The 25,168-nt window shown below is 70.7% G+C and carries 22 protein-coding genes; 7 read left to right on the top strand and 15 right to left on the bottom strand.

Annotated features, from left to right (window positions below; all coding sequences use genetic code 11):
- Nucleotides 1–7: 7 nt before the first annotated feature.
- Nucleotides 8–1,939: a sigma-54-dependent Fis family transcriptional regulator gene (locus AC07PU_RS24430; RefSeq protein WP_495321213.1), complete on the bottom strand. Its 1,932-nt coding sequence runs from the start codon at nucleotides 1,937–1,939 to the stop codon at nucleotides 8–10.
- A 162-nt stretch (nucleotides 1,940–2,101) separates the two neighbouring features.
- On the opposite strand from AC07PU_RS24430, the gene AC07PU_RS24425 reads away from it, so the two are divergent.
- Nucleotides 2,102–2,560, top strand: coding sequence for a hypothetical protein (locus AC07PU_RS24425; RefSeq protein WP_495321211.1), 459 nt, complete (start codon nucleotides 2,102–2,104; stop codon nucleotides 2,558–2,560).
- Nucleotides 2,561–2,578: 18 nt separating this feature from the next.
- Here AC07PU_RS24425 and AC07PU_RS24420 read toward each other — a convergent pair whose 3' ends face one another.
- From AC07PU_RS24420 to AC07PU_RS24370, 11 genes are all read right to left on the bottom strand, one after another.
- Complete coding sequence (locus AC07PU_RS24420; RefSeq protein WP_495321209.1) at nucleotides 2,579–4,453, bottom strand: tannase/feruloyl esterase family alpha/beta hydrolase; 1,875 nt, start codon at nucleotides 4,451–4,453, stop codon at nucleotides 2,579–2,581.
- 88 nt (nucleotides 4,454–4,541) lie between these two features.
- Entirely contained in the window at nucleotides 4,542–5,441 is a 900-nt protein-coding gene (locus AC07PU_RS24415) for a helix-turn-helix domain-containing protein (protein WP_495321207.1), read from the bottom strand.
- Between the two features lie 12 nt (nucleotides 5,442–5,453).
- Entirely contained in the window at nucleotides 5,454–6,155 is a 702-nt protein-coding gene (locus AC07PU_RS24410; RefSeq protein ID WP_495321205.1) for an ABC transporter ATP-binding protein, read from the bottom strand.
- A gap of 85 nt (nucleotides 6,156–6,240) precedes the next feature.
- Complete coding sequence (locus tag AC07PU_RS24405) at nucleotides 6,241–6,993, bottom strand: ABC transporter ATP-binding protein (protein ID WP_495321445.1); 753 nt, start codon at nucleotides 6,991–6,993, stop codon at nucleotides 6,241–6,243.
- 8 nt (nucleotides 6,994–7,001) lie between these two features.
- Nucleotides 7,002–7,994 (bottom strand): branched-chain amino acid ABC transporter permease, encoded by a 993-nt coding sequence (locus AC07PU_RS24400; protein WP_495321203.1) that lies wholly within the window; start codon nucleotides 7,992–7,994, stop codon nucleotides 7,002–7,004.
- Nucleotides 7,995–8,020: 26 nt separating this feature from the next.
- Nucleotides 8,021–8,893 carry a branched-chain amino acid ABC transporter permease gene (locus AC07PU_RS24395; RefSeq protein WP_093343724.1) on the bottom strand — a complete coding sequence of 291 codons (873 nt, stop codon included), beginning with the start codon at nucleotides 8,891–8,893 and terminating at the stop codon, nucleotides 8,021–8,023.
- A gap of 195 nt (nucleotides 8,894–9,088) precedes the next feature.
- Entirely contained in the window at nucleotides 9,089–10,264 is a 1,176-nt protein-coding gene (locus AC07PU_RS24390) for an ABC transporter substrate-binding protein (RefSeq protein ID WP_093343725.1), read from the bottom strand.
- Entirely contained in the window at nucleotides 10,261–11,067 is an 807-nt protein-coding gene (locus tag AC07PU_RS24385) for an alpha/beta fold hydrolase (RefSeq protein ID WP_495321200.1), read from the bottom strand. The genes AC07PU_RS24390 and AC07PU_RS24385 overlap by 4 nt, the downstream gene beginning before the upstream one ends.
- On the bottom strand, nucleotides 11,064–12,611 hold the full coding sequence (locus tag AC07PU_RS24380) for a benzoate-CoA ligase family protein (RefSeq protein WP_495321198.1): 1,548 nt from the start codon (nucleotides 12,609–12,611) through the stop codon (nucleotides 11,064–11,066). Before AC07PU_RS24380 ends, AC07PU_RS24385 begins: the two co-directional genes overlap by 4 nt.
- Nucleotides 12,612–12,669: 58 nt before the next feature.
- Nucleotides 12,670–14,220 (bottom strand): 3,4-dehydroadipyl-CoA semialdehyde dehydrogenase, encoded by a 1,551-nt coding sequence (locus tag AC07PU_RS24375; protein WP_495321196.1) that lies wholly within the window; start codon nucleotides 14,218–14,220, stop codon nucleotides 12,670–12,672.
- Between the two features lie 124 nt (nucleotides 14,221–14,344).
- Complete coding sequence (locus AC07PU_RS24370; RefSeq protein WP_495321194.1) at nucleotides 14,345–14,845, bottom strand: DUF4863 family protein; 501 nt, start codon at nucleotides 14,843–14,845, stop codon at nucleotides 14,345–14,347.
- 162 nt (nucleotides 14,846–15,007) lie between these two features.
- On the opposite strand from AC07PU_RS24370, the gene AC07PU_RS24365 reads away from it, so the two are divergent.
- The 5 genes from AC07PU_RS24365 (at nucleotide 15,008) to AC07PU_RS24345 (ending at nucleotide 21,080) form a co-directional block, all read left to right on the top strand.
- The gene (locus AC07PU_RS24365; protein WP_203203572.1) at nucleotides 15,008–15,943 is read left to right on the top strand and encodes a helix-turn-helix transcriptional regulator; all 936 of its coding nucleotides are present in this window, start codon (nucleotides 15,008–15,010) and stop codon (nucleotides 15,941–15,943) included.
- Between the two features lie 189 nt (nucleotides 15,944–16,132).
- Nucleotides 16,133–17,809 (top strand): 2,3-epoxybenzoyl-CoA dihydrolase, encoded by a 1,677-nt coding sequence (gene boxC, locus AC07PU_RS24360; RefSeq protein WP_495321192.1) that lies wholly within the window; start codon nucleotides 16,133–16,135, stop codon nucleotides 17,807–17,809.
- 31 nt (nucleotides 17,810–17,840) lie between these two features.
- Nucleotides 17,841–19,268 (top strand): benzoyl-CoA 2,3-epoxidase subunit BoxB, encoded by a 1,428-nt coding sequence (gene boxB / locus AC07PU_RS24355; RefSeq protein ID WP_093343739.1) that lies wholly within the window; start codon nucleotides 17,841–17,843, stop codon nucleotides 19,266–19,268.
- Between the two features lie 50 nt (nucleotides 19,269–19,318).
- Nucleotides 19,319–20,599 (top strand): benzoyl-CoA 2,3-epoxidase subunit BoxA, encoded by a 1,281-nt coding sequence (gene boxA, locus AC07PU_RS24350; RefSeq protein WP_495321190.1) that lies wholly within the window; start codon nucleotides 19,319–19,321, stop codon nucleotides 20,597–20,599.
- A gap of 31 nt (nucleotides 20,600–20,630) precedes the next feature.
- Nucleotides 20,631–21,080 carry a MaoC family dehydratase gene (locus AC07PU_RS24345; protein ID WP_495321188.1) on the top strand — a complete coding sequence of 150 codons (450 nt, stop codon included), beginning with the start codon at nucleotides 20,631–20,633 and terminating at the stop codon, nucleotides 21,078–21,080.
- 74 nt (nucleotides 21,081–21,154) lie between these two features.
- On the opposite strand, the gene AC07PU_RS24340 is transcribed toward AC07PU_RS24345, so the two are convergent.
- From AC07PU_RS24340 to AC07PU_RS24330, 3 genes are all read right to left on the bottom strand, one after another.
- Nucleotides 21,155–21,805: an adhesin gene (locus AC07PU_RS24340; protein WP_495321186.1), complete on the bottom strand. Its 651-nt coding sequence runs from the start codon at nucleotides 21,803–21,805 to the stop codon at nucleotides 21,155–21,157.
- A 196-nt stretch (nucleotides 21,806–22,001) separates the two neighbouring features.
- The gene (locus tag AC07PU_RS24335) at nucleotides 22,002–23,015 is read right to left on the bottom strand and encodes an alpha/beta hydrolase family protein (protein WP_495321184.1); all 1,014 of its coding nucleotides are present in this window, start codon (nucleotides 23,013–23,015) and stop codon (nucleotides 22,002–22,004) included.
- Nucleotides 23,016–23,151: 136 nt separating this feature from the next.
- Nucleotides 23,152–24,369, bottom strand: a complete 1,218-nt coding sequence (locus AC07PU_RS24330) for a helix-turn-helix domain-containing protein (protein ID WP_495321182.1) — start codon at nucleotides 24,367–24,369, stop codon at nucleotides 23,152–23,154.
- Nucleotides 24,370–24,437: 68 nt separating this feature from the next.
- Here AC07PU_RS24330 and AC07PU_RS24325 point away from each other — a divergent pair, with 68 nt between their 5' ends.
- Nucleotides 24,438–25,112: a 4'-phosphopantetheinyl transferase family protein gene (locus AC07PU_RS24325; protein WP_296788561.1), complete on the top strand. Its 675-nt coding sequence runs from the start codon at nucleotides 24,438–24,440 to the stop codon at nucleotides 25,110–25,112.
- The last annotated feature ends 56 nt before the right edge of the window (nucleotides 25,113–25,168 follow it).

Here is a 25,168-nt window from a genome sequence, read left to right as displayed (position 1 = left end):
TGTGCGATCAGCCGCGCCGGGGCGCGACGATGCCGAGCCGCTTCATGTGCCGGTACACGGTGGCGCGGCTCAGGCCCAGTGCGTCGGCGGCCTGCGCGACGCGCCAGCGGTGCTGGCGCAGCGCCGCGAGCAGGCGGTCCGATTCGGCGGCCGTGTCCTCGGGCGCATCGACCGTTGCGGGCATCGTCGTCGCGACGCGCTCCGGCAGCCGCAGGTCCTCCACCCTCACTTCGCGCCCCGTGCACAGCGCCAGCGCGAGCCGCAGCACGTTGCGCAGTTCGCGCAGGTTGCCGGGCCAGCGGTGCACCATCAGCGCCTCGATCGCTTCGGCCGACAGCCGCGCGTTCGAATCCATCGCCGCGGCCTCCTCGGCGAACAAGCGATCGATCAGGTGGCGCCGATCACCGCGCTCGCGCAGCGGCGGCAGCTTCAGCACGGCGCCGCACAGGCGGTAGTAGAGGTCCTCACGGAAGCGGCCTGCCGCGACGAGTTCACTCAGGCCCCGGTGCGTGGCGGCCACCACCGCGAGGTCCACGCGCTGCGGCGCGTCGCCGCCCAGCGGCAGCACCTCGCCCTCCGACAGCACGCGCAGCAGCCGCGTCTGCAGGGCCATCGGCATGTCGCCGATCTCGTCGAGGAACAGCGTGCCGCGGTCGGCCTGCGCGATCAGGCCCTTCATGCCCTTGCTGCGGCCGCCGGTGAAGGTACCGGGCAGGTAGCCGAACAGTTCGCTCTCGATCAGCGAATCGGGAATGGCCGCGCAGTTCACGGCCACGAAGGGCAGGGCCGCGCGGCGGCTCGCGCCGTGCAGCGCGCGCGCCAGCACCTCCTTGCCGCTGCCGGTCTCGCCCTCGATCAGCACGTGGATGCCGCGGTCGACCAGCCGGCGCGCCTGCGCGAGCAGCGACTGCATCGCGGGATCGTCGCCCGCGATGCCCTCGAGCGGCGGCAGCCGGTCGACGCCATGGGTGGTCTTGCGCTCGGCGGGCGCCACCGGCGCGGCCGTGCGGCGCGCCACGCGCGGCGCGAGCAGCGAGGCGTGGTATTCGCCGCCGTCCGGCAGCAGCACGGTGTGGGCGAAGGGCATGGCCGATGCGCTCGCGCCCAGGCGCCAGATCGCATCGAGCGGCATGCGCAGCAGCTCGGCCACGCAGGTGCCGACCGGATGGGCCGCGAACAGCCGCCGCGCGCTGCTGTTCGCGCCGACCACCGTGCCCGCCTCGTCGAGCGAGAGCATCAGCTCGCCGGCGACGTCGACCAGGCCGAAGGCGCTGCCCAGCCGCAGCACCCAGTGGCCGCGGAAGTGGCGCAGGAAATCGGCGTCCTCGATCATGCGCGCGTAGATCGCGACCAGGTGCCGCACCAGGTGCTGGCTCTCCTTGGCCTCGGGCGAATGCAGCGCCGACACGTCGAGCACCGCCGTGAGCCGCCCGCCATGGTCGAACAGCGGCGCGGTGGTGCAGGTCAGCGCGATGTGGGTGGCGTCGAAGTGCTCGGTCTGGTGGCAGGTCATCGGTGCCTGCTCGACCAGGCAGGTGCCCACGCCGCAGGTGCCCGCATGGGCCTCGTTCCAGTCGGCGCCGAGGTAGAGGCCGGCCTTGCGCAACTGGTCGTCCCAGGCCGGGTTGCCGATGTAGTCGACCGTGATGCCCTCGGCATCGGTCAGCAGCACCATGTAGCCGAGGTCGGCCACGCGGCGGTAGATGTCCTCCATGCCCGCGCGCGCGGTGCACAGGAAGTGCTCGAGCTGCTGCTGGTGCGCGCGCACCTCGTGCGCCGGCAGGATGCGCGCGGGCGTGGGCCGCGAGGGATCGAGGCCATGGTCGCGCACGCAGCGCGCCCACGACTTGTGGACCAGGCTGGTCGCCGGATCGGCCAGCGCGGTGCCGGTGGCGATCGAATAGACGTTGTCGATGTGGCGCGATTGCAGGGAAGGCATGCTCGACCTCGCGATGGCACGCGGCCGCCGGGGGATCGGAGGGCTGCCGTGCAGCCGGACATCATTCGGCTGTCGCGCTGTCGCAGCACAGAGGTGAAACCCGGTGCGCCACCGGACTTTCACCGGGACGCGCTACGCTTCGTTTCCACCGGAGACCGATGCATGCACACCTTCCAGCTCTTCGCCGACTACTTTCAGTTCTACATCCAGGACGAATCCGCCGAAGGCGATCTTTCCGATGCATGGAGCGACGAGGCCGTGGAGCGCATGCTCGCGACCGCGCCCGGCGTGGTCGGCATCGGCACGGCGCGCAACATGAACGTGCCAGTCACGCTCGAGATCCTCGAGGCCGCGCCGCCGCTCGATGCCGATGCCTGGGAGCACATCGTCGAATGCACGCTCGCGACGGCGAGCGGGCGCCTCGCGATCGCGGGTTGCACCGACTACTTTCCGGACGCCGCACGCATAGCGGTCGCGCCGGGCACCTACCGCGTGCGCGCCTGCTACGCGGGGCTCGCGACGCTGTCCGAGGACGGGCTCGAGGGCGAGGACCGCTACCACCTCGCGCTGTGGCCGGCGCCGGCCATCGAGCCCACGGTCGTCAAGCAGCGCGCGGCCTGAAAGGCGTGAGCGCGCCGCTCAGCGGCAGGCGAAGCTCTCCGCCTTCGAGGTATCGCCGCCCAGGTACGCGATCTTCTTCGGATAGGTGCACAGCGGCCGCGCGAGCGACTTGTCGCCGTTGCGCAGCACGAGGTTCTCGGGCGGGATGCCCTTCTCGACCCAGTCGGTGAGCGCGGTGAACAGCTGGTTCGGCGCGGGCAGCGGCGGGTTGGCCGCGGGGCTGGTGCCGGGCAGGCCGTCGACCGAGCCCACGCCCATGCAATGGCCCATCGCGGGGATCTCGAGGTAGCGGTAGAACTTCTGCAGCGCATCGATGCCGCCCATCGCGCCGGCCGCGCGCTCGTAGTAGTGGGCGGTGCCCGAGTTCGGGATCACCTGGTCGGCCAGGCCGTGGTAGGTCAGCATCTTCGCGCCGCGGTCGCGGAAGCGCGCGAGGTCGGGGTTGTCGGCGTTGATGTTCGCGAACGCGCCCTGCAGCGCCTTGCCGCGGTCGCTGGCGTTGGCGAGCTGCGCGTAGCCCAGGCCCTTCCAACGGTCGGCGCCGTTGCCGGTGGCGTTGATGAAATCGGGCGTGGCGAGCGTCGGGTCCTGCAGATTCAGCGCGACCTGGTGCACGGCGATGGGGAAGGGCGCGGGCACGCCGCCGGCCGAGCCGGCCAGGCCCGAGAGCGCGGTGCCGCGCGTGGGGCCGTACCAGAGCTGGTTCGACGCCAGCGTGGGCCCGTAGCCGATGTCGCCCGCGGCCGCGGGGGCGCTGCCGTCGCGGGTCTGGCCGTACCAGATCTTGTTGACGGCCTGCGCCTGCGCGGTGCTCAGGCAGGCCGCGGTGGCATTGCTGCCGCCGCTGGCGGTGCACAGCACGGCCTTGTCCTGCACCGGGTCGTAGCGGCAGGCGGCGGGGTCGCTGATGAAGCCTTCGTGCTTGCCGGTGAGCTGGCTGTCGCAGGCGCTGACCGCGGCCGAGGACACCAGCGTGGCCTGCTCGGGCGTGAGCGGCGTGCCGCCGAGGTCGCGCTGCATCACGACCTGCGGATAGAGCTCGGCCGTGATGAAGGTGCTCCAGTTGATCGCGCTGTTGCCGGCGAGGATGCCGTCGAAGTCGTCGGGATTGACCTGCGCCTGCATGTGGCCCTGGCGCCCGCCGGTGGAGCAGCCGTCCCAGTACGAGTACTTCGGCGCATCGCCGTAGAAGCCGGCCGCGAGCGCCTTGGCCTTGACCGCCATCTCGTGGATGCCGCGGCTCGCGAAGTCGGTCCACAGCGCGGTGTTGACGGTGCCGTCGGGGTTCATCGCGAAGGCGCCGTCGGTGCCGGCCACGGGGCTCGACGAGGCATGGCCGGTGTCGGTGATGGCGCTGACCGAGCCCTCGGTGCCGGCCACGCGCGAAGGCGAATCGATGCCGCCGGCGTTGCCGATGCGGTCGAGCGCGCTGATCGAGGGCTCGCCCGCGAAGCCGCCGCCGCCGAGCACGCGCACGCGCTGGTTCCACGCGGCCTTGGCGGGCAGCCAGACCTCGATGCCGATGCCCGGCGAGGTCGAAGGCGCGCCAGCGGGACCGGCGTGGCCCGGCCCGACGTTGAGCTTGACCATGCACAGGTCGCTGGCCGCGAGCGTGCCGGTGGCCTTGCCGTCGAGGTTGAGGTCGTCGCCCTTCCTGAACTGCTTCACCAGCCGCACGGTGGTGTTCGCGTCGGGCTTGAACGCGGTCTTGAGGCTGTCGTCGCAAGTCAGCGCGACCGGTGCGGCGGGTGGCGGCGCGGCCGGCACGATCGGCAGCACGGTGCCCGACGAGCCGCTGCCGCCGCAGGCCGAGAGCGCGGCGGCCGCGGCGAGGCACAGCAGGGCGATGGTGGGTGGAACGGAACGGGTGTGGGATCTGTTGTGGTGGCGCATCTTCTGTCTCCTGTGTTGGCAGACATCGAATGTGCCGAGCGTGCCTCGCACGGTCTATCGACATGCGATCAGCGCTTGCAGGATTCCCTCAACCGGCCCTCGGACTTACCCGCGATGCACGCGTGCGCGCGGGCGTGCTGCCCACGAGCTGGCGAAACACCTGCGTGAAATGCGCCTGGCTCGAGAAGCCCACCGCATGCGCGATCTCGGCCAGCGCGAGCGGGCCGTCGAGCAGCGCGAGCGCCTGCCGCACGCGCTGCTCCATCACGTAGCGGTAGGGCGTGGCGCCGGTGCTGGCGCGGAACAGCCGCGTGAAGTGCACCGCGCTCATCTGCAGCTCGGCCGCGAGCGTGTCGATGCCGAAGTCCTCGGCCAGGTGCGCCATCACCCAGTCGTAGACGCGGCGCAGGTCGGCCTGCGAGAGCCGGCCGCGCGGACGCTGCGTGCTGCGCGCGCAACCGTAGCGGCCCTGCAGGTAGCTCGCGAGCGCCATCGACAGCCCCTGCGCATGCAGCCGGCCCGAGCTGCAGTCGCGCTCGATTTCGTCGCGCATGGCGGTGGCCAGCAACTGCAAGGTGGCATCGGTGGTCGAGAGCTGGGTCTGCAGGTGCAGCTCGCCGTCGCTCTCGGGCATGAGGCTGCGCAGCGCCTCGGGGCGGATCTCGATCGCGATCATTTCCTCGAGGCAGCCGGTCCAGCTCGCGCGGTCGACCTCGTAACCCCGCTCGAAGATGCTCATGCTGCCCGCGCGCGTCTCGATGCGGTGCGAACGCCGGCCCTGCGTCATCACGCCGCTCAGATGGCCGCGCACGCACAGCCCGATCAGCGGATGCGGGTTGTAGCAGGCCGGGTTCTCGCCGTCGCCGATCATCGCGCGCACCTCGAAGGCGAAGCCCTGCCACGGCGTGGCGCCCGCGTTCAGCAGCAGCCGGCCGTCCATGCGCAACGGCTTGCCCGTGGTGTCGAGCAGGCTGATCTCGCGCGTCATGGCGGCGGGCCTTCAGACCCCGAGCAGCGCCTCCAGCGCCTGCGGCTGCGCGAGCAGCGCGCCCGAGGCGCCCTGGCGCACGATCTGGCCCTTCTCCATCACCACCGCGAGTTCGGTGTGGGCCAGCACCTTGCGGTAGTCGCGGTCCACGATCAGGGTGGCGATGCCGGTCTGGCGGATCTGCTCGATCACGCGCCAGATCTCGGCCACGATCAGCGGCGCCAGGCCCTCGGTCGCTTCGTCGAGGATCAGCAGGCGCGGGTTGGTCATCAGCGCGCGGCCGATCGACAGCATCTGCTGCTCGCCGCCCGAGAGCTGCTGGCCGCCGTGCGACAGGCGCTCGGCCAGCCGCGGAAAGGTGGCCATCACGCGCTCGAAGGTCCAGGCGCGCTGGCCGTCGAGGCCCGCGCGCTCGCTCATCACGAGGTTCTCGCGCACCGAGAGGTTGGGGAAGATGCCGCGGCCCTCGGGCACGTAGCCGATGCCCAGCCGCGCCATCTTCTCGGGCGGCAGGCCCGTGACCGTGCGGCCGTCGACCTGCACCTCGCCCGAGGCGGGGCGCACGTAGCCCATGATCGTGCGGATCAGCGTGGTCTTGCCCATGCCGTTGCGGCCCAGCAGGCCGACCGAGGTCGCGGCCGGGATCTCGGCATGCACGCCGCGCAGGATGTGGCTGTTGCCGTAGTAGGTGTTGAGGTCCTTGACGTTGAGCATCAGAGGCCTCCCGCCGGGCCGCCCCAAGGCAGGCCTGCGCCCCCCCGGGGGGCAGCGATGACACGAAGTGCAGAGCGTGGGGGCATCAGTGTTCCTCTCCGAGGTAGGCAGTGCGGACTTCGGGGTTCTCGCGGATCGCGTCGGGGCTGCCGGTGGCGATCACCGTGCCGTTGACCATCACCGTGATGCGGTCGGCCACGCGGAACACCGCGTCCATGTCGTGCTCCACCAGCAGGATGGCGTGCGTGGGCTTGAGTTGCGCGAGCAGGTTCAGCATGCGGTCGGTCTCCTCCGCGCCCATGCCGGCCAGCGGCTCGTCGAGCAGCAGCACGCGCGGATGCGTGGCCAGGCACATCGCCACCTCGAGCTGGCGCTGCGCGCCGTGGCTCAGCGTGCCGGCGATGCGGTGCGCCTCGGCGGCGAGGCCCGCGGCCTCGAGCGCCGCATCGGCCGAGGCCGAGCTCGCGGCGCAGCCGCGCGACGGCTGCCAGATCGCCCAGGGCCGCGGCGTGGCCGCCTGCGCCGCGAGGCGGCAGTTCTCGTGCACGCTGAACTCCGGGAAGATGGTGGTGCGCTGGTAGCTGCGGCCCACGCCCGCGAGCGCGCGGCGGAACTGCGCGCGCGTCGTGATGTCCTCGCCGTCGAGGCGGATGCGGCCGGCCGAGGCCTCGATCTCGCCCGAGAGCATGTTGATCAGGGTCGACTTGCCCGCGCCGTTGGTGCCGATCACCGCATGCACCTCGCCCACGTGCAGGTCGAGCGTGACCGCGTTGACCGCGACCAGGCCGCCGAAGCGGCGGGTCAGGCCCTCGACCGACAGCAGCACCGAATCGTTCATGCGTGCGTTCATGCCCCGCTCCTCGGCGACAGCCGCCGCACCAGCCCGATCAGGCCCTTGGGCAGCAGCGCCACGAACACGATGATGGTCAGCCCCAGCGTGAGCTGCCAGTGGTCGGCCAGCGGCCCGAGCAGCGCGTGGGTCGAGAAGATCTCCTTGAGCAGCGTGAAGGCGATGGCGCCGATCACCGCGCCGCGCAGGTGGCCCAGGCCGCCGAGGATCACCATCAGCAGCACCTCGCCCGAGTTGTGCCAGGCCATCAGCTCGGGGTTGACCACGCCGTCGCGCGAGGCCAGCAGGAAGCCCGCGAGGCCGGCCAGCGCGCCGGCCAGCACGAAGGCCGCGAGCTTGTAGGCGTAGGTGGGGAAGCCCGCCGCGCGCATGCGCTGTTCGTTGACGCGGATGCCCGCGAGCGCCGCGCCGAAGCGCGAGCGGCGCAGCAGCGCGAGCAGCGCGTAGGTGAACACCAGCGCCGCCAGCACCACGTAGAACAGCACCGTGCGGTTCTCGAGGTCGAGCGCGCCGAGGGCCGGGCGCACGTAGAGATAGATGCCGTCGCTGCCGCCGCCGACCTTGGTGTCGTGGAACACGAAGAAGGCCATCTGCGCGAAGGCCAGCGTCACCATGATGAAGTAGACGCCGCGCGTGCGCAGGCTCAGCGCGCCGACGAACAGGGCGTAGAGCCCGGCCGCGCCCATGGCCGCGGGCAGCAGCAGCGCGAAGTTGCCGCCCTCGGCGCCCGAGGCGAGCACCGTGACGTAGGCGCCGATGCCGTAGAAGGCCGCGTGGCCCAGGCTCACGAGGCCGGTCATGCCGACCAGCAGCTCGAGGCTCAGCGCGAAGATCGACAGGATCATCACCTTGACGATGAAGTCCGAGGCGTAGTTGCCCAGCAGCGGGCCGGCGATGCCGATGGCCAGCGCGCAGGCCAGCGGCAGCGCCGCGCCGCCGAACGAGCCGGCGTTCCGGGCGAGTGAGGAAGAGGGCGTGGAGGCAATCATGCGCGTGGAGGTCCTGGGGATCGAACTCATGGACGCCGTCCCATCAGCCCCTCGGGCTTCCAGATCAGCACGATCGCCATCAGCAGGTAGATGCCGATGCCGCTCAAGTCGGCGAAGAACACCTTGCCGAAGGTGTCGACGAAGCCCACCAGCAGCGAGGCGACGAGCGCGCCGGTGATCGAGCCGATGCCGCCGATCACCACCAGCACGAAGCAGATGATCAGCACGCTCGCGCCCATGTTCGGATAGACCGAGGACATCGGCGCGGCGATCATGCCGGCCAGCGCCGCGAGCGCCACGCCGGCGGCGAAGACGATGCGGTAGAGCCGCTTCACGTCGATGCCCAGGCCGCGCACCATGTCGCGGTTGCTCGCGCCCGCGCGGATCATCATGCCCAGGCGCGTGCGGTTGACCACCCAGTACAGCGCCAGCGCCAGCACGATGCAGGCGGCCGAGGCGAACAGGCGGTACCAGGGATAGCTCATCACGCTGCCCAGCGCGAAGCTGCCGTCGAGCCAGGCCGGCACCTTCACGCCGTGCACGTCGTTGCCCACCAGGATCGAGCGCAGTTCCTCGAACACCAGGATCAGGCCGTAGGTCATGAGCACCTGCTGCAGGTGGTCGCGCTGGTAGAGGTAGCTGAAGAAGGCCCACTCGAGCAGGTAGCCGAAGATGGCGGCGAGCACCACGCCGGCGACCAGCATCAGCAGGAACTGGTCGCCGAACAGCGGCGCCAACGAGAACGCCATGTAGGCGCCGATCATGTAGAAGCTGCCGTGCGCGAGGTTGATCACGCCCATGATCCCGAAGATCAGCGTCAGGCCCGAGGCCACGAGAAAGAGCAGCAGTCCGTACTGAACCGAGTTCAGGCACTGGACGAGGAAGGTGCCGAAGTCCACGGGTGGGGTCTCACTGAAGAGGCTGGCAAGAGTCGGAGCCGGATGCTGCCCCAGCCGTTCGGCCTGAGCCTGTCGAAGGCGGGGCGCGCGGCTTGCGCGGCGGCTTCGACAGGCTCAGCCCGAACGGGCAGGGGCGGGCCGGGACGAAATACGAAAACGAAAGAAGATCGAGCCGATCAGCGGAAGGCCGAGGCCTTACATGCGGCAACCGCGCGCGGGGTCTGCGAGACCCTTGATCGCCGTGCTCACCAGCTTGTTCTCCTTGCCCTCCACCTTGCGCAGATAGATGTCCTGCACCGGGTTGTGCGACTTGCTGACCGTGAAGGTGCCGCGCGGGCTGTCGATCTTCGCCTTCTCGACCGCGGCCGCGAAGTCGGCCTTCTTCGTGATGTCGCCCTTGGTGGCGGCGAGGCCCACGCCCAGCATCTGCGCGGCGTCGTAGCCCTGCACCGCGTACACGTCGGGCTGCAGCTTGAAGGTCTTGGCGTAGGCGGTGCGGAAGGCGGTGTCGCGCGGCGTGTTCAGGCCGTCGGCGTAGTGCAGCGTGGTGAGCATGCCCTGCGCCGATTCGCCCTGCGCCTCGAGCGTGCCGTCGGTCAGGAAGCCCGGGCCGTACAGCGGGATGGTCTTGTTCAGGCCCGCGGCCTGGTAGTCCTTGACGAACTTGACCGCGCCGCCGCCCGCGAAGAAGGCATACACGGCATCGGGCTTGGCCGCCGCGATCTCGGTCAGCAGGGCCTGGAACTCCACGTTCGGGAACGGCAGCGTGAGCTGCTTGTCGACCTTGCCGCCGGCCTTCTCGAAACCTTCCTTGAAGCCGTTGACCGACTCCTCGCCGGCCGCGTACTTCCAGGTGATGGTCATGACCTTCTTCTTGCCCTGCTGCTTGGCCGCCACCTCGCCCATGGCGTAGGCCGGCTGCCAGTTGCTGAACGAGCTGCGGAAGATGTTGGGCGCGCACATGGGGCCGGTCACGGCGTCGGCGCCGGCATTGGGCACGATCAGCACGGTGCCGCTCTCCTTGGCGGCCTTGGCCATGGCCATCGCCACGCCCGAGTGCACGGTGCCCACGATCACGTCGACGTTGTCGCGCTTGATGAGCTTGTTGACGTTGTCGGTGGCCTTGGCGGGATCGGACTCGTCGTCGACCTTGAAGTACTCGATCTCGCGGCCCGCGAGCTTGCCGCCCTGCTCGTCGACGTAGAGCTTGAAGCCGTTCTCGATCGCCACGCCCAGCGCGGTGAAGGTGCCGCTGTAGGGCAGCATCAGGCCGACCTTGAGCTTGCCCGTGCCCTGGGCCGAGGCGGCCGTGCACAGCGCGGCGAAGGACAGCGCGGTCAGCGCGAGGCGGGTGGTGTGGCGAATGGTCATGAGCTTTGTCTCCTGTTTTTGGTGATGAACGAAGTGGCCGCGACGATGACACGATCCGGCTGATCGCGATGCGGGGAATGCCCGCATTCGGGGATCTCGAGCAGCTCGCAACCGGGCACGCGCGCGGCGATGCCGCGGATCTGCGCGAGGCTGCCGTACTCGTCGCCGAGGCCCTGCACGGCGAGCACGGGGCAGCGGATCGCGTCGAGCTCGGCCTCGATGTTCCAGTCGCGGAACGGCGGATGCAGCCAGATGCGGTTCCAGCCCCAGAAGGCCGAGTCGGCGCTGTCGTGGTAGCGGCCGAGTTTCTGCGGCAGGTCGGTGCCGAGGTAGGCGGTGCGCGCGAGCTCGATGTTCGCCACCGTCACGTCTTCCACGAAGATGTGCGGCGCCAGCACGACCAGGCCCGCGACGCGGTCGGGGAAGCGCGCGGCGTACAGCAGCGAGATCGAGCCGCCGTCGCTGTGGCCGAACAGCCAGGGCTTTTCGTCGTCGAGCGCGAGCGCGCTGAACAGCGCGGGCAGCACCTCGTGCGCCTGGCGGTGCATGAAGTCCACGTCCCAGATCTCGTCCTCGGCGCGCGGCGTCGAGCGGCCGTAGCCGGGACGCGAGAACACCAGGCCGCGCACGCCGGCGGCTTCGCACAGGCGCGCGGGAAAGTCCTTCCACATCGCGACCGAGCCCAGGCCCTCGTGCAGGAACACGACGAGCGGCGCATCGCTGCGCTCGGGCGCGATCCACTGGCACTCGATGCGCACCGCGCGGCCGCGCCAGTCGATGGTGGCGAAGTCCGGAAAGCTCATGCCTGCTTCTCGCGCTCGCGCAGCCGGAAGCGCTGGATCTTGCCGGTCGCCGTCTTCGGCAGCTCGGCCACGAACTCGAGGAAGCGCGGGTACTTGTAGGGCGCGAGGCGCTCCTTCACGAAGGCCTTGAGCTCGTCCTCGGTGGTGGCGCCGCCGTCCTTGAGCACCACGAAGGCCTTGGTCTTCGTGAGGCCCTCGCCGTCCTCCTTGCCGATCACGGCGGCCTCGAGCACGGCCGGGTGCTGCATCAGCGTGGCCTCGACCTCGAAGGGCGAGACGTAGATGCCGCTGACCTTGAGCATGTCGTCGCTGCGGCCCGCATAGGTGAAGTAGCCGTCGGCGTCGCGCGTGTACTTGTCGCCGCTCTTGGTCCAGCCGCCCTGGAAGGTCTCGCGCGACTTCTCGCGGTTGGTCCAGTACATCAGCGCCGAACTCGGGCCGCGGATGTAGAGGTCGCCGACCTCGCCATCGGGCACGGCGCGGCCGTCCTCGCCGCGCAGCTCGACCTCGTAGCCCTCGACCGGCTTGCCCGTGGTGCCGTAGCGCACGTCGTCGGGCCGGTTCGAGATGAAGATGTGCAGCATCTCGGTGGAGCCGATGCCGTCGATGATGTCGCAACCGAAGTGCGTCTTGAAGCGCTGCGCGATCTCGCCGGGCAGGGCTTCGCCGGCCGACGAGCACATGCGCAGCGCCACCGCCTCGCGTGCCGGCAGCTTGGGCGAGGCGAGCATGCCTGCGAAGCCGGTGGGGGCGCCGAAGAAGACCGTGGGCTTGTGCTCCACCCAGCGGCGGAACGTTGCATCGGGGGTGGGGCGTTCGGCCATCAGCACCACGGTGGCACCGACCGACAGCGGGAAGGTCAGCGCATTGCCCAGGCCGTAGGCGAAGTACATCTTGGCAGCCGAGAAGCAGACGTCGTTCTCGGTCAGGCCCAGCACCGGCTTGCCGTAGAGCTCGGCGGTCCACCAGAGGTTGGCCTGCGTGTGGACCGTGCCCTTGGGCTTGCCGGTGGAACCCGAGGAGTAGAGCCAGAAGCCGGGATCGTCGGAGGCCGTGAGCGCGGGCGCGGCCAGCGGCTCGGCGGCGGCGAGCGCGGCCTCGAAGTCCTGCGCGCCCTCGGGCAGCGCGCCTGCCGGTTGCGACACCAGCAGCGTGTGCAGCTCGTGGCCGCCGCGCGCCATCGCTTCCTGCAGCACCGGCAGCAGCGCGCCCGACACCAGCGCGGCCTGCGCGCGGCTGTGGTCGAGCATGTAGGCGTAGTCCTCGGGCGTGAGCAGCGTGTTGACGGCCACCGGCACGATGCCGGCATAGAGGCAGCCGAGGAAGCTCACGGGCCAGTCGTTGCCGTCGAGCATCAACAGCAGCACGCGTTCCTCGCGGCGCAGGCCCGCGGCCTTGAGCGCCGCGGCCAGGCGGCGCGCGCGGTCCTCGAGCTGGCCGTAGCTCAGCGTGCCGCGGTCGTCGACGTAGGCGGTGCGCGCGGCGCGCTCGCGGTTGAGCGCGAACAGGTGCTCGGCGAAGTTGAAGCGGGGTGGCAGGCTCATCGTGTGTCTCCTTGGGGCCTCTGTGGGGGCGCTGCGTCGGTATCTAGTAGAGGGGCGGCTACAGCCCCAGGGCGGCGAGCACGCCGTTGCCCGCCTGCACCGCGCTGCGGCGGTGGTAGAAGTCCAGCGCGCGCAGGCCGCCGAGTTCGGCGCCGCCGCCCGCGCGGCCCGGGCCGCCGTGCAGCGACATCGGCATCACGTTGCCGTGGCCGGTCTGGGCCTGCGCCACCTCGGGCGTGATCACGTGCACGCGGCCATGGCTGGCCGCGAGTTCGACCGCCGCTTGCGCGAGCGCCGTCTCGTCGGCGCCGTAGAGCGAGGTCACGAGCGAGCCCTGGCCGCGGTGGGCGAGGGCGAAGGCATGGGCCGTGTCGCGGTAGGGCAGCAGCGTGGCGACCGGGCCGAAGACCTCGATGTCGTGCACCTGCCGCGCCGCGTCGGCGTCGCGCGCGCCCAGCAGCACCGGGCCGATGCAGGCGGCCACGGCCGGGTCGGCGTCGACCAGCGGGCGGTCGCGGCCATCGTGCAGCACCTGGGTCTGCGCGGCGAGCGCATCGAGGCCCTCGCGCACCGCGGCGAGCTGCGCGCGGCTCACCAGCGAGCCCATGCGCACGCCCTCGTTGCGCGGGTTGCCCACGCTCACGCCCGCGAGCTTGGCGCCGATCGCCTCGGCGGCGGCGTCGTAGAGCTCGGCCGGCACGAGGATGCGGCGGATCGCGGTGCACTTCTGGCCCGCCTTCACCGTCATCTCGCGCACCACCTCGCGCACCAGCAGGCCGAAGGCTTCGCTGCCGGGCGCGGCACCGGGCAGCAGCAGCGCGCTGTTGAGGCTGTCGGCCTCGATGTTCACGCGCACCGAGCGCCGCGCCACCGCGTCGTGCGAGCGGATCAGCGCGGCGGTGTCGGCCGAGCCGGTGAACGAGACCACGTCGAAGGGCTGGAGCTGGTCCATCAGGCCGGCCGAGCTGCCGCAGATCACCGACAGCGCGCCCGCGGGCAGCACGCCCGCGTCGACCACGTCCTTGACCATGCGCTGCGTGAGCCAGGCGGTGGCGGTGGCCGGCTTCACGATCACCGGCACGCCCGAGAGCAGCGCGGGCGCGGCCTTCTCCCACAGGCCCCACGAGGGGAAGTTGAAGGCGTTGATGAACAGCGCCACGCCATGCGTGGGCACCTGCAGGTGCTGCGACTGGAACAGCGGCTCCTTGCCGAGCCTGGCGGCCTCGCCGTCGCGCAGCGCGCGCACGTCGCCGAGTGCATCGCCCCATTTGGCGTACTGGCCCAGCGTGAAGATCGCGCCGTCGATGTCGACGGCCGAGTCGTTCTTCACCGTGCCCGAGTTCGCGGTCGCGATCTCGTAATAGGCATCGCGGTTGGCCTGCAGCACCTTGACGACGCCGGCCAGCAGGCCGGCGCGCTGGCGGTAGGTGAGGGCGCGCAGGGCCTGGCCGCCCTGTTCGCGGGCGAACGCGAAGGCCCCGGGCAGGTCGAGCCCGGTGGCGTCGACGCGCACGAGCTCGGTGCCGAGCACCGGGTCGAAGAGGGGCGTGCCGGCGCCCGAGCCGCTTTGCCAGCGGCCGGCGACGTGATTGGGAAGAAGCTCGGTCATTCGATGGACTCTCGATGGGTGCAGATTCGGGGAACACCGCGGAACCGGCTTTGCCGGGCCGCTGGTGTTGCCCCCGGCGAGGGGGTTGGCGGCCACACGAAGTGGGCAAGCCTGGGGGAGTGCCTCATACGGTGAACTTGATCTGCCCTTCGGGCAGGAGATAGAGAACGAGCGCGCGGCCTTGCGCGACGGTCGGGCGATGCGCGCTGCCGGGGCCGTAGACGCACCAGCCCGCGGGCCGTCCGTCGAAGCTGGCGGCGGGGCTGTCGTCCAGCGGCATGATCAGGTCGATCTCGCCCTGGGGATGGGTGTGGTGCGGGCCGGCGATGTCCTGCATGTCGACCACGTCGACCGAGAAGCGGTGCAGCGCGTCCTCGGCCTTGAAGACGCGGCCGTACTTGATGCCGCCGCCTTCGCGCTCGCAGAGCCAGCCTTCGGCCACGCCCTGGCGGCAGGCGGCACTGAGCTGCGCGAAGGTGGGGCTGCCGGCGCCGTGGTTCGCGTTGAGCCAGCGGTCGAGCTCGGCGTCGAGCGGCCGGCCGGCGATCTCGGCGGTCAGGCCGGCGATCAGTTGGTGGAAGGCTTCCTTGCCGCCGGGGCTGGCGGAGTGGCTGCTGTCGGACATCGTGGGCCTCGAACTTTGGTATTGCCTTGCAGGAATGCTGCACGTGCAGTATCTTGCGTGTGGCCGAACAATAAGCATCGAGACAACCAGTGTCAAGCAATATAGTGCATCTATGGTGTTTACCCTGAGCGCGCACAATGCCGGCGAAACAAGAGGAATGGCATGAATGAGCATGTAGACGCGGTGCTGGCCACCGCGCCGGAAGGCGCCGCCCCCGCCGCGCCCGGGGAGGTGAAGAACCCGTTGCTGGTCGCGCTCGGCGAGCGCGTGCGCAACCTGCGCGCGCAGCGCGGGCTCACGCGCAAGGCGGTGGCGATCGCGGCCGAGGTGTCGGAGCGCCATCTCGCCAACCTCGAGTACGGCATCGGCAACGCCTCGATCCTGGTGCTGCAGCAGGTGGCGGGCGCGCTGCACTGCTCGCTGGCCGAGCTGGTCGGCGACGTGACCACCAGCTCGCCCGAGTGGCTGCTGATCCGCGAGCTGCTCGAGCACCGCAGCGAGGCCGATCTGCGCCGCGTGCGCGTGGCGCTCGGCGAGTTGCTGGGCACGGCCTCGGTCGACCCGGCGCGGCACCGGCGCATCGCGCTCGTGGGCCTGCGCGGCGCGGGCAAGTCCACCCTGGGCCAGATGCTGGCCGACGACCTCGAGGTGCCCTTCGTCGAGCTGAGCCGCGAGATCGAGAAGCTCGCCGGCTGCAGCGTGCGCGAGATCCACGACCTCTACGGCACCAACGCCTATCGCCGCTACGAGCGCCGCGCGCTCGAGGAGGCGATCCAGATCTACAGCGAGGTGGTGATCGCCACGCCCGGCGGCATCGTCTCCGACCCCGCCACCTTCAACGAGCTGCTCGCGCACTGCACCACCGTCTGGCTGCAGGCCGCGCCCGAGGAGCACATGGGCCGCGTGGCCGCCCAGGGCGACACCCGCCCGATGGCCGCCAGCCGCGAGGCCATGGACGACCTGCGCCGCATCCTCAACGGCCGCGCCGCCTTCTATTCGAAGGCCGATCTCACGGTCGACACCAGCCGCCAGACCCTGCCGCAGAGCTTCCAGAACCTGCGCGCCGCGGCCCGCCAGGCGATGGGCCTGAAGGCCTGACCCGTCCGGCGCCGCCCCGCGCCGGCCCGGGCTTCGGTCACGTTCTCGAAAAAAACCGCATCAGGCATTGACGTGTCCGTAAACATGCAGCATGATGCATGTCATCGCCGCAGGAAAGTGCATTATTATTCGTGCATCGACCTTGTCCCGCGGCCTTTCAAGCCCACGGAAGACCCAGGAGACCCCGCCATGACCGAAACCACCGCATCCACCGCCGCCCCGCGCGTCGACTACCGCATCGAGCCTTCCCAGTACCGCCACTGGTCGATCGGCTTCGACGGCGAGATCGCCCGCCTCACGCTCGACATCGCCGAGGACGGCGGCATCCGCCCCGGCTACAAGCTCAAGCTCAACAGCTACGACCTCGGCGTCGACATCGAGCTCAACGACGCGCTCAACCGCATCCGCTTCGAGCACCCCGAGGTGCGCAGCGTGATCGTGACCAGCGGCAAGGACCGCATCTTCTGTTCGGGCGCCAACATCTTCATGCTCGGCGTCTCGAGCCACGCCTGGAAGGTGAACTTCTGCAAGTTCACCAACGAGACCCGCAACGGCATGGAAGACTCGTCGAAGCACTCGGGCCTGAAGTTCCTCGCGGCCGTGAACGGCGCCTGCGCCGGCGGCGGCTACGAACTGGCGCTGGCCTGCGACGAGATCCTGCTGGTCGACGACCGCTCCTCCTCCGTCTCGCTGCCCGAAGTGCCGCTGCTCGGCGTGCTGCCCGGCACCGGCGGCCTGACCCGCGTGACCGACAAGCGCCATGTGCGCCATGACCTCGCCGACATCTTCTGCACCAGCGTCGAAGGCGTGCGCGGCCAGCGTGCCGTCGAATGGCGCCTGGTCGACGCGGTCGCCAAGCCCGCGCAGTTCGCCGCCGCCGTGCAGGAACGCGCCTCGCAGCTCGCGGCCGGCAGCGACCGTCCCGCCGGCGCCAAGGGCGTGGCGCTCACGCGCCTCGAGCGCACCGACAGCGCCGACGGCATCGCCTACTCGCACGTCAACGTGCAGATCGACCGCAGCAAGCGCACCGCGGCGATCACCGTGAAGGCGCCGAGCGGCGCGCAGCCGGCCGACATCGCCGCCATCGAAGCCGCGGGCGCCGCCTGGTGGCCGCTGGCCGTGTGCCGCGAGCTCGACGACGCGATCCTCAACCTGCGCACCAACGAACTCGACATCGGCACCTGGCTGCTGAAGACCGAGGGCGACGCCCAGGCCGTGCTGGCCTCGGACGCCGTGATGCTCGCGAACAAGGACCACTGGCTGGTGCGCGAGACCATCGGCGCGCTGCGCCGCACGCTGGCGCGCTTCGACGTCTCCTCGCGCAGCCTGTTCGCGCTGGTCGAGGCCGGTTCCTGCTTCGCCGGCACGCTGGCCGAGCTGGCCTTCGCGGCCGACCGCACCTACATGCTCGCGCTGCCCGACGACACCGAGCGCGCGCCCAGGCTGGTGCTCAACGAATTCAACTTCGGCTTCTTCCCGATGGTCAACGACCAGAGCCGCCTGCAGCGCCGCTTCTACGAAGAGGCCGCGCCGCTCGAGGCCGCGCGCGGCGCCGCCGGCAAGCCGCTCGATGCCGACGAGGCGCTCAAGCTCGGCCTGGTCACCGCCGCGCCCGACGACATCGACTGGGACGACGAGATCCGCATCGCGATCGAGGAACGTGCCGCCATGTCACCCGACTCGCTGACCGGCCTCGAGGCCAACCTGCGCTTCGCGAGCAAGGAGAACATGATCACGCGCGTCTTCGGCCGCCTCTCGGCCTGGCAGAACTGGATCTTCAACCGCCCCAACGCCGTTGGCGAGAAGGGCGCGCTCAAGGTCTACGGCACCGGCGAGAAGGCCGGCTTCGATCTCAACCGCGTCTGAACCTGCAGCCCGTACAACCCAAGGAACAACGATGAGCACGATCAACTACAGCGAGAAGATCCCCAACAACGTCAACCTCGGCGAAGACCGCACGCTGCAGCGCGCGCTCGAAGGCTGGCAGCCCAACTTCATCAACTGGTGGGACGACGTCGGCCCCGAGGGCTCGACCAACCACGAGGTCTATCTGCGCACCGCCGTGAGCGTCGACCCGCAGGGCTGGGCCCAGTTCGGCCACGTGAAGATGCGCGACTACCGCTGGGGCATCTTCCTGAACCCGGGCGACGCCAACCGCGAGATCCACTTCGGCGACCACAAGGGCGAGAAGGCCTGGCAGGACGTGCCCGGCGAACACCGCGCCAACCTGCGCCGCATCATCGTCACGCAGGGCGACACCGAGCCCGCCTCGGTCGAGCAGCAGCGCCACCTCGGCCTGACCGCGCCCTCGATGTACGACCTGCGCAACCTGTTCCAGATCAACGTCGAAGAAGGCCGCCACCTGTGGGCCATGGTCTACCTGCTGCAGAAGCACTTCGGCCGCGACGGCCGCGAAGAGGCCGATGCGCTGCTGCAGCGCACCTCGGGCGACGAGAACAACCCGCGCATCCTGGGTGCCTTCAACGAACGCACGCCCGACTGGCTCGCGTTCTTCATGTTCACCTACTTCACCGACCGCGACGGCAAGTTCCAGCTCTCCGCGCTGGCCGAGAGTGCCTTCGATCCGCTGGCGCGCACCACCAAGTTCATGCTGACCGAGGAAGCCCACCACATGTTCGTGGGCGAGAGCGGCGTGTCGCGCGTGATCGCGCGCACCGCGCAGGTCATGAACGAACTGAAGACCGACGACGCGCAGAAGGTGCGCGCGGCCGGCGCCATCGACCTCGGCACCATCCAGCGCTACCTGAACTTCCACTACAGCGTGACCATCGACCTGTTCGGCGCCGACCAGTCGAGCAACGCCGCCATCTTCTACAGCTCGGGCCTGAAGGGCCGCTATGAAGAAGGCAAGCGCACCGACGACCACGTGCTCAAGGGCCAGACCTACAAGGTGCTCGAGGTGAAGGACGGACAGCTCGTCGAGAAGGACGTGCCGATGCTCAACGCGCTCAACGAAGTGCTGCGCGACGACTTCATCAAGGACTCGGTGGCCGGCGTCGGCCGCTGGAACAAGGTGCTCGAGAAGGCCGGCATTCCGACCCGCCTGGTCGTGCCGCACAAGGCCTTCAACCGCCAGATCGGCGCGCTCGCCGGCATCAAGATGTCGCCCGAGGGCCGCGTGGTGAACGACATGGAATGGGCCGCCAAGCGCGACGAATGGCTGCCGAGCACCGAAGACTTCGCTTTCGTGGCATCGTTGATGGGCCGCGTCATCGAGCCGGGCAAGTTCGCGGGCTGGATCGCGCCGCCGGTGATGGGCATCAATCGACAGCCGGTGGACTTCGAATACGTCCGCTTCGGCTGAGCGCCTGGATATGAATCCCTCGTCCCCACGGCGAGGGGATGGAGAACAACATGGACATGGCCGTTGAAGCCGGGGTCATCAAGCAGCACCTGATCGACCCCGAGATCTGCATCCGCTGCAACACCTGCGAGGCCACCTGCCCCGTCAACGCGATCACGCACGACGACAACAACTACGTCGTGCGCGCGGACGTCTGCAACGGCTGCATGGCCTGCATCTCGCCGTGCCCCACGGGCTCGATCGACAACTGGCGGACCATGCCCGTGGTGCGTGCGTACTCGATCGAGGAACAGCTCGGCTGGGAATCGCTGCCGGCCGAACTCTCTCCCGAGGAGCTCGAGGCCGCGGGCGTGACGGCCGACGCGGCCGATGCCGCGGAGGTGGTCGAGCCGGCACCGGCGCAGGCGAGCGCGGAGTCGGTCGAACCGGTCTTCCACTCGGCCCAGTACGGCGCCACCGTGCCGCCCTGGTCGGCCGCGCACGCCTACACCAACCTGTTCCCGCCGAAGACCCCGACCACCGCCACCGTGGTGGGCAACTTCAACTGCACCGAGGCCGGCTTCGACAGCGAGACCCACCACATCGTGCTGGACTTCGGTGCCATCCCGTTCCCGGTGCTCGAGGGTCAGTCGATCGGCATCGTGCCGCCCGGCGTCGACGCCATCGGCAAGCGCCACCATGCGCGCCAGTACTCGGTGGCCAGCCCGCGCAACGGCGAGCGGCCCGGCTACAACAACGTCTCGCTCACCGTGAAGCGCGTGACCGAGGACCACCAGGGCAACCCGGTGCGCGGCCTGGCCTCGAACTACGTCTGCGACCTCAAGGTCGGCGACACCGTGCAGGTGGTCGGTCCCTTCGGCGCCTCGTTCCTGATGCCGAACCATCCGAAGTCGCACATCGTGATGATCTGCACCGGCACCGGCAGCGCGCCGATGCGCGCCATGACCGAGTGGCGCCGCCGGCTGCGCAAGAGCGGCAAGTTCGAGGGCGGCAAGCTCATGCTGTTCTTCGGCGCGCGCACCCAGCAGGAGCTGCCGTACTTCGGCCCGCTGCAGTCGCTGCCCAAGGATTTCATCGACATCAACCTCGCGTTCTCGCGCACGCCGGGAAGCCCCAAGCGCTACGTGCAGGACCTGATGCGCGAGCGCGCGGCCGACCTCGCCGCGCTGCTGAAGGACGGTGCCAGCCACTTCTACGTCTGCGGCCTCAAGAGCATGGAGGAGGGCGTGGTGCTCGCGCTGCGCGACGTGGCGCGGGATGCGGGCCTGGACTGGGACACCGTGGGCGCCGCGCTCAAGCGCGAAGGCCGGCTGCATCTCGAGACCTACTGATCTTCGTCGTGTAGCCGGATACGCTGCGCCGATGAAGTTCGCCGATTTCCACGCCGGCCAGGTCATCGAGGCCGGCCCCTACCTGCTCAGCGAGGAGGAGCTGATCGGCTTCGCCCGCAGCTACGACCCGCAGTGGTTCCACACCGACGCCGAGGCCTCGCGCGAGAGCCCCTTCGGCGGCCTGATCGCGAGCGGCTGGCACACCTGCGCCATCGCGATGCGGCTGGTGGTCGAGGCCGCGCTCGCGGGCTCCGAATCGTTTGCCTCGCCGGGCCTCGAGCACGTGCGCTGGCCGAACCCCGTGCGCCCCGGCGACGCGCTGCGGCTGGTGGCCGACGTGATCGAGGTGCGCCGTTCCGAGAGCAAGCCCACGCTGGGCATCCTGCGCTGGCGCTGGCGGCTGTTCAACCAGCGCGAGCTGATGGTGCTCGATGTGGAAGTGACGAGCCTGTTCAGGCTGCGCGAAGACGCTTCGAACTGAGCACGCACGAAAAAGGCCCGTGGCCTCGAAGGGCCACGGGCCTGGTTGCACCGGTCGGCACCGGGCGGGCGTGCTTACTTGCCCAGCTTCACGCCACCGCTGCCACCAGCCTGACCGGCCGCGCCGGCCCCGGTGCCGATGGGCTTCAGCGCGCCGCCCGCGGAACCGGCCGCGCCGGTGACGCCATTCACCGCGCCGCCGACGGTATTGGTCGCACCGCCGAGCGCACCGGTCGCGCCATTGGCCGTGCCCGCCACGCCGCCCACCGCATTGGTGGCACCGTTCACGGCCCCCGTGGCGCCGCCGACCGTGTTGCCGACATTGCCCACCGCGCCGGTCGCGCCGCCGAGCACGCCGCCCACGGCATTGCCGAGGCCGCCGCCGTTCGCGTTGCCCGAGGCATTGCCGCTCGCACCAGCGTTGCCGCCAGCGTTAGCGCCATGGCCGTTCGCCTGGCCTGAAGCGGCAGCACCCGCGCCGGCGTTCGTTCCGGCATTCACGCCGTTGCCGCCAGCATTGGCGCGGGTCTGCGCCGCGGCATCGCCACGCGCGCCGGCCTGTGCGCCGCCTGCATTGCCGCCGCCCGAGGCGCCTACCCCGGCATTCACGCCCACGCCGACGCCGACGTTCGGAGTCGAGACCTGTGCGCCGGCCTGAATGCCCGCGGTGGCCAGCAGGCCCGCGAGCAGGGCGCCGAAGACGATGCGATGGTGTTGTTGTTTCATGGCTGGGATTCCTTCCTTTTCGAGTGATACGGGGATCGCTGAAAACACAGAGCCGGCAGGGTGCCGGCTCGGAATGAAACATAGGGAAGGGCGGGGTGGGGGCCGTGAGCGCCGGGGCCGCGCCTGGTTGTGGGAGCTGTCCGTCGGCGGAATCGGGGGCTCGTGCGTTAGCCCGTTCGGCGCAGGAATGACGTCTTCAAGGCAGGAGATGGCGGCTGAAGAAGGCCGTTGTTCCGGTTTCGGCCGCGCGCACCGCCGCCCGGTCGAAGCCCGGCGGGTCGTTCAACAGGTCGCCGATCAGCCCATCGAGCGCCGGCGGCTGCGGCGACAGCAGTGAACCATGGCCGCCGAGCGCCAGGTCGGCCAGCAGTTCGCAGCGCGGCCGGCAGGCGGCCAGCACGGCATCGCCATGAAAGCGCGGGATCAGCCAGCGGTCCTGCCGGGCACCGATCAGCGCCAGCGGGATGCGCGGCGTCACCAGCGAGTCCAGGTCGAAATCGGCCGCCCCCGGCACGCCGGCCACCGCGACCGCGATGCGCGGGTCGTGGTCCTCGCGCATCCGCGTGTCGGCCGCGAAGCGGTGGCGGATCACGGTGCGCGCACCCCAGCGCTTGAGGCCGTCGAGCGGGCCGCCCGTGAGCCGCGTGATCAGCCCGACGCAGAACTGGAAATCCTCGTCCAGGTGGGTGTCGCAATGGCGCGCGAACGCCGCCGGCGACCAGCGCCCGCCCGCGAGGCTCAGCGCCGTGTGCCCGCCGGCCGAGATGCCGTAGAGGCCGACGCGGTCGAGCCGCAGCAGCGGGGCGAAGCGCGGATCGCGGCCCACGGCGTCGATCGCGCGCGAGACCTCGGCCGGCCGCTGCGTCCAGCTGTCGGGGCCGGGGTCGCTGCCGTCGCGCGCGTTGTCGGCGCGGTGCTCGGGCATCGCGACCACGAAGCCGGCCGCGACCAGGCTGCGCGCCTGATCCACGTGCACCCACGGCGCCCCGCCCGAGCCGTGCGACACCACGACCAGCCGGCCGTTGCCGCGCACGGGTGTCGCGCCGGGGGCGGCGTCGAAGGCGAAGGGGCCGCGCTGCACGCGCTGCGGCGGCGACTCGGCGGGATAGAACAGCGTGATGGGGCCATCGGTGGGGGTGGCGGGAAGCTGGTCAAAGCCGAGCGTGGCGGCCTGGGCCAGGCCGGTGAGGAAGGCGAAGAGCGCCAGCATGCCGGCGATCCGGCCGAGCAATGAGCAACGGTGAAGCAAGAAAACTCCTGGTGATGGAACGAAGCCGGCACGATGCCGGCGCCGCCCGGGCCGCGTCTCGCCGAAAACCGCGAGAGCGGCTTCGGGCCCGGCGATTTCAGGAATCGGCCAGCTTCTGCCGCCGGAATTCGGTCGGCGTGAGCCCGGTGGCGGCCTTGAAGGCGCGGTTGAACGGGCCGATCGACTGGAAGCCGGCCTCGAGCGCGATGCTCAGGACCGGCCGCTCGCGCTTCGCCGGATCGGCCAGCGCCGCCAGCGCCTCCTGCAGGCGGAAGCCGTTGATGTAGGCGTTGAAGTTGCGGTGGCCGAGTCGCTGGTTGATGAGCCGGCGCAGCCGGTACTCGGGCACCGCGAGCCGCGCGGCGAGCTGGGCGATGCCCAGGTCCTCGTCGCGGTAGCCGCGTTCGGCCGTCATGAGGCGGTGCAGGGCGTCGGCGAGGCGGTCCTCGGCCGGGTCGACCTCGGGCGTGGGCTCGGGCGATGCCGCCGGAGCCGGATCGGCCGGCGCGGGTTCGGTGCGCTCGACGCCGGCCTCGGACCGGGGCACGGCCTCGGACGGCGTGGCCGGTTCGGCGCCGGTCTCCGGAACGAGGACCGCCGCGGGTTCCATCGCAGGCAGTGCCGGCACGGGCGTCGCGGCCGGGAACAGGTCCGACCCCGCGAGCCGCACCATCCGCCAGGCGACCACCGCCACGATGGCCAGCAGCAGCGCGACGTCCAGCGTCGCCATCGTTCCGCTGAGCTGCCAGCGCGGCGACTGCCAGCGCGCGCCGATCATCGCGATGCTGTAGAGCGCGCCGGCCCCCACGATGAAGGCGCGCAGCCGGCGCCGCCGCTCCACCAGGTCGGCACGCCAGCGCGAGGCCGCCGCGGCCATGGCCAGCAGCGCGAACACCAGCGGCGCCGCGCGCTGCAGGCCCAGCGTCAGCGGCGCGATCGCCAGGCCGCTTCCGACCAGCACGGCGCAGTTGGCGCCCGCGAGCAGCGCCACCGCGGCCCAGGCCACGGCATGCAGCGGCCGCGGCGCGAAGTCGTCGTCGAACAGGGCCCGCGCGAACACCCAGAACAGCACCGCATTGCCCGCCGCCACCGCCACCAGCGGTGCCTGCCACAGCCGCGACGCCCAGGCCTCGAAGGACGGCGTCGAGCCCGCCACCTGCAGCGCGAGGCCCAGCGCCAGGGCCACCCCGACGCGCGCCGCCGGCAGCCGCGGCCGGTCGCGGCCGAGCACCAGCGCCAGCAGGAGCAGCAGGGCGGTCAGCACGCCGCGCAGGGCGGCATCGAGCAGCAGAGGGGCGGGATCGGAAAGAGGCATGCGGGCGCGGCGATGAAGGCGCAGTCGCCGCGGGCCGGACGATAGCAGCGCGTGCAAGACAATGCCGCATGCGCATCCTTCCCCTGGCCGATGCCGCCCTGCCGGCCGGCATCGAGCTGTTTCGTCTCGAACTGGACCTGGCCACCGAACCCACCGCGCTGCGCGCCGCGCTCTCGAGCGACGAGGACGCGCGCCTGCAGCGCTTCGTGCAGCGCGCCGATCGCGTGCGCTTCGCCGCCGCGCGTTCGGCGCTGCGTGGCCTGCTGGCCGAGCGCATGGGCCGCGATCCGCTCGGGCTGCGCTTCGAGGCGGGCCCGCAGGGCAAGCCCTTCGTGCGTGAGGCGCCGCGCTTCAACGTCGCGCATTCGGGCACGCAGGCGCTGATCGCGCTGGCCGACCCCGCCGTGGGGCTCGAGGTCGGCGTGGACATCGAGCACCGCAGCGAGGACATCGACATCGAGGCCCTGGGCGAACTCGTGTTCACGCCCACCGAGCGCGCCGCGCTGCGCGTGGCCGACGACCGGCTCGCGGCCTTCTACCTGCGCTGGACCGGCAAGGAGGCGGTGCTCAAGGCGATCGGCGTCGGCATCACCGAGCACCTGCAGTCGCTCGACATCGCGGCCGGCACCGGCGCGGCGATCGACATCGTCATGCGCGTGCCGGCCTGGCAGGCGGTGCGTGCGATCCGGCTCGATGCGCCCGCGGGCTATGCCGCGGCGCTCGCCTGGCATCCGGTGTCCTGAGCCGCAACCGCTTTTTCCGAAGGGGCATTGACCCGGCCTCGCCACGCTTTCCATTT

Source organism: Variovorax sp. GW821-FHT10D07, assembly GCF_059415325.1.
Note: the sequence above shows the minus strand (reverse complement) of the source record. Positions and strands in the feature narration are given on the sequence as shown.